1 protein-coding gene and 1 pseudogene are annotated in these 1,160 nt (G+C 65.3%); both read right to left on the bottom strand.

The window, feature by feature from the left end; genetic code table 11:
• Positions 1-240: hypothetical protein (locus tag KCI33_RS17845; protein ID WP_212526154.1), on the bottom strand; the 240-nt coding region annotated here is incomplete at its 3' end.
• A 347-nt stretch (positions 241-587) separates the two neighbouring features.
• Positions 588-1,061: pseudogene (locus tag KCI33_RS17850) on the bottom strand (DUF3883 domain-containing protein); the annotation flags it as partial.
• Positions 1,062-1,160: the final 99 nt, after the last annotated feature.

The following is a 1,160-nucleotide window of genomic DNA, read 5'->3' on the forward strand; positions in this document are numbered from 1 at the left end:
CGTAACCCAACCGCCCGTCTGGCGCCCCAGCCGCGCCTCAGCGCCGCCGGTGAAGGCGTATTTACGGTTCGACGAAGAGAGTCGCAAGCGCTTTTTTCGAAAAAATCGATATTCCTGCTTTCCGAAGGGAAATTTAGGGACTCCGCCCCCGGCGGCGCGGACCGATGTGGGCTGCGGCGGGACCGTATCGACTGGCACGGCCCCCAAGGGGCAGGCGCCCGGCGCCATCGGAATCTGCATGCGATGCCTGGTGCCCCCCCCCTGCCCGCGCGCTGGCGCCGACGGGATGGGCGTTCGGCTGCCCCTCAAAGGATCCGCGCCTGAAACGTTGGCGCGGTGACCGAGACATGGGCACCGCGCGGCGGAACAAGTTCAAGGATGCCGATTGCGCGACGTTCGATATCCCGGTCCTGAGGATCACAAACGCCGAGGTGTTCGGGCATAGAGAGGTATTGATCGGGAAATTGCATTCTGAGTGGCACGAGGCACTGTCCCGACAAAGCCTGGTGATCGGCCTGTCCTAAGACGAATACTTCCGGCGCAAATAATGCGTGCGGTGGTGGAAATATGAGCCGGCCAAGCTGATCTCAGTGAAAGCTCGCCTGAAACGTCGTCGCGGTCAGCGAAACATGGACATCGAGCGGCGGATGCAGTTCGAACGCCTTCGGCTCGCGTGAGAAGTTCCACAGTCGGAACAGGCACCATTCCGACCGCCGTTCCTCGGCCACGGCCAGTTCGTTGCGCGTGATGCGGAAGGGCGTGCGCTCCCAGCCGTTCGTCGTCTTCACCTCGATCAGCCGGGGCAACCCGTCCGGGGCATAACTCGCGATGTCGTAGCCCGCGTCGTCGCCATCCTCCTCCGACACCCAGCGGACCTTGCGCGCCAGGTCGTCGCGGCCCGCCGACTGCAGCGCCGACCGCTCGTGCGCCAGCACGCGCTCCTCGCCGGCCCGGCCAAGGGCGCGGTTGCGCTCGTCCCGGCCGGCCACGTCGAACTTCCGGGCGATGTGCAGCATCTGCTCCAACTCCTGTGGCGGAGGCTGGTTCGACAGCGTCGGTGGTGCTGTGACCCCCGACATTGATCCAGCTGATGCCGGGGTCCGCGGTTGAGTTTGGCGCTGTTGCGCCGAGGGGGCAATGGGCGAGCGGCGGAACGTTTC

It is taken from the genome of Actibacterium sp. MT2.3-13A, from assembly GCF_018139985.1.
Classification (GTDB): Bacteria; Pseudomonadota; Alphaproteobacteria; order Rhodobacterales; family Rhodobacteraceae; genus JAGSOU01.